2 protein-coding genes and 1 pseudogene are annotated in these 3,134 nt (G+C 76.9%); all 3 read left to right on the top strand.

What is annotated here, in order from left to right; all coding sequences use genetic code 11:
• Positions 1–544 (top strand): hypothetical protein (locus HLB09_RS14865; protein ID WP_409373016.1); only part of this gene is annotated, 544 nt, incomplete at its 5' end.
• Positions 545–741: 197 nt separating this feature from the next.
• Positions 742–1,698 carry a pyridoxal 5'-phosphate synthase lyase subunit PdxS gene (pdxS, locus tag HLB09_RS14860; protein ID WP_171204111.1) on the top strand — a complete coding sequence of 319 codons (957 nt, stop codon included), beginning with the start codon at positions 742–744 and terminating at the stop codon, positions 1,696–1,698.
• Between the two features lie 209 nt (positions 1,699–1,907).
• Positions 1,908–3,134 (top strand): annotated as a pseudogene (locus tag HLB09_RS14855) (hypothetical protein); the annotation flags it as partial.

The following is a 3,134-nucleotide window of genomic DNA, read 5'->3' as shown; positions in this document are numbered from 1 at the left end:
GGCCCTCGTGGAGCAGCTCGTGCGGCGCGCCGCGGCCGCGGACCGGCTGGCGCGCAGCGGCCTGCTCGACCCGGCGTCGTCGGTGCTCCTCGCCGTCGCCGCCGCCGACGCGCTCGGGGAGGGCGAGGAGGTCGGGGACGCCGCGCCGGAGGGGTCGGGCGAGGAGGGTCCCGACGAGGAGGGGCGCCGGGCGGCGGGGCGGGACGGAGGACGGCGGGACGCGGGTGCGGCGACGGGGCCGGGACGGCTGACGGCGGAGCGCGAGCGGGCCGAGAGCGACCTGTCGGCCGCGCTGCGGGCCGCCCTGCCGCCCGAGGTGCTCGTGCCCCTGGGCCAGGACCCCTCCGCGGCGCCGCTGCTCGAGGACCTGGCCGCGGAGTGCCGCCGGCTGCGCCTGGCCCGGAGGTTCTCGAACGAGGCGCAGGTGCAGGTGCGCCGCCGCCGGCGCAGCCGCCTCGTGCGGTGGGGCCGCCTGGCCGGGCGCGCGCCGGAGCCGCGCACCTTCGAGGTCGACGACGAGCCGCCCCCGGGCCTGCTGCCCTGAGCCCGGTGCCGCCCCTCGCGAGGCCCTCCGGCGGCGTCCCGGACGCGTCCGGGGCAGCGCGCCCGGCGACGGGGGAGAGCGGCTCCGGGCCTACCATGGGCCGCGGTGAGGCGGCCCACGCCGCCGCGCCCGCCCGCGGTCGAGCGGCTCCCGCCCGACGCGACGCCCCCACCCGTCCGCAGACCTGCGAGGTACCGGTGCCCACGCCCGAGACGACCCAGCCCGCCGCCGCCCAGCCGCCCACCGGGCCGGGGGAGAGCCCCCGCGACAGCGCGGCCCGCGGCACCGCCCGGGTCAAGCGCGGCATGGCCGAGATGCTCAAGGGCGGCGTCATCATGGACGTCGTCACGGCCGAGCAGGCGAAGATCGCCGAGGACGCCGGCGCCGTCGCCGTCATGGCCCTCGAGCGCGTCCCCGCCGACATCCGCGCCCAGGGCGGGGTGGCCCGCATGAGCGACCCCGACCTCGTCCAGGGCATCGTCGACGCCGTCTCGATCCCCGTCATGGCGAAGGCGCGCATCGGCCACTTCGTCGAGGCGCAGGTGCTGCAGAGCCTCGGCGTGGACTACGTCGACGAGTCCGAGGTCCTCACCCCCGCCGACTACGTCCACCACATCGACAAGTGGCGCTTCACGGTGCCCTTCGTCTGCGGCGCGACCAACCTCGGCGAGGCCCTGCGCCGCATCACCGAGGGCGCGGCGATGATCCGCTCCAAGGGCGAGGCGGGCACCGGCGACGTCTCGAACGCCACGGGCCACATCCGCACCATCCGCGGCGAGATCGCCCGCCTCACGTCGATGAGCAGCGACGAGCTCTACGTCGCCGCCAAGGAGCTGCAGGCGCCGTACGAGCTCGTCGCCGAGGTCGCGGCGGCCGGCAAGCTGCCCGTCGTCCTCTTCACCGCGGGTGGCATCGCCACGCCGGCCGACGCCGCGATGATGATGCAGCTGGGCGCCGAGGGCGTCTTCGTCGGCTCCGGCATCTTCAAGTCGGGCAATCCGGCCGACCGGGCCGCCGCCATCGTCAAGGCGACGACCTTCCACGACGACCCCGACGTCGTCGCCAAGGTCTCCCGCGGCCTCGGCGACGCGATGGTCGGCCTCAACGTCGACGCCATCCCCGAGCCGCACCGCCTGGCCTCGCGCGGCTGGTGAGCCGGCGGCCGGCCCCGCGCCGGCCCCCGACACGACCCGACGCCCCGCCCACCCTCCCGGGTGGGCGGGGCGTCGTCGTCTCGGGGCGCGTCGGCGTCGTCGTCACCGGACCGAGATCCGCGAACCCTCCTCCTCGGCCCCGGCCCCGCCGATAGGTTCCGCGACGCCGCGGGCCGCCACGCGCCCGCCTCGACCCCCGAGGGGCCTCCATGCCGCGCACGACCACCCGCCGAGCCGCCACCACCGGGCTCGGCGCCCTGGCCGCGACCACCGCCCTCGCCCTCGCAGCGCCCAGCGCACTGGCGGCGAGCGACCCCTACGTCCTCGACCCGGGTCAGGACGTGATCTTCACGGCGTCCGGCTTCCCCGTCGACGAGGACCAGTACGAGACCCTCGACGCCACGCCGGTCGACCTCGCCTCGGACGGCACCGTGACCGTGCAGCTCCCCGAGAGGTCGGTCCCCGTCGCGCCGGTCGCCGAGCTCGTCGAGGCCGAGAAGTACTGGGACGCCCTCGACGCCGGCGTCCCCCCGGAGGCTGTCGCGCTGGCACAGCCCCTCGTGCCGGCGGTGGACGACGGAGGGCTCCTGACGGTCGTCCTCCCGGGGGACGACGCGGCGCTGGCGGACGTCGACGACGCGGTCCTCCTCCTCTCCGGCTTCGCGGTCGAGGGCTTCCCCGACAGCCCGCCGCTCGAGGTCGACGTGCCGCTGGACCTCGTGCCGACCGAGGACGCCGCGGACCTGGTCAGCGTCCCCGCGCAGGTGGACGCCTCCTACCTGGACGCCACGGCCGCTCTCGAGACGCCCTACGCCGCGACCGCAGGCGAGACCTTCGAGGTCCTGCTCCCCGAGACCTCGACCCTGCGCCGTCTCGGCGTCGACTCGCTCGAGGAGCTCGACGGCTTCCTCGTGCCGATGGACGAGGAGGGCGACGGCGTCGACCTCGTCCTCGACTCCGTGTTCAGCGCCTCGTCCGCCGACGCGGGCAGCGGCGCGGACGGCTTCCTCGGGGTCGTCGGCGCCCGCGCTGTCGCGGAGCTCGCCGGGGACGTCGCCGAGGGCGCCGCGGGAGAGGAGAGCGCCGAGACCGGCGCGACGCTCGACGTGGCCGAGCAGGACTTCACGGACGAGGGGAGCGTCGCCACGGTGCGGGCCTCCGACCACCTCGACGAGGGCTCCTACTACATGGTCCTCTTCCTCTCCTCCGCGGACTACACCGTCACGGTGACGACCGTGGGCCAGCTCGACGTCGAGGCACCCGCCCCGGCGCCGACCCCCACGGTGACGGTCACGCAGCCGGGCCCGACGGCCACGGTGACGACGGCCCCGGTGCAGCAGAACCCGGGCCTGCGCTCCAACACGGGCGTCGAGGGCGGCGGCCCCAGCACCGGACTGCTCGCCGCGGGCGCCGGGCTGCTGGCGCTCGCGGCCGCC

The organism is Pseudokineococcus marinus, from assembly GCF_013004605.1.
GTDB classification, from domain to species: Bacteria; Actinomycetota; Actinomycetes; order Actinomycetales; family Quadrisphaeraceae; genus Pseudokineococcus; species Pseudokineococcus marinus.
Note: the sequence above shows the minus strand (reverse complement) of the source record. Positions and strands in the feature narration are given on the sequence as shown.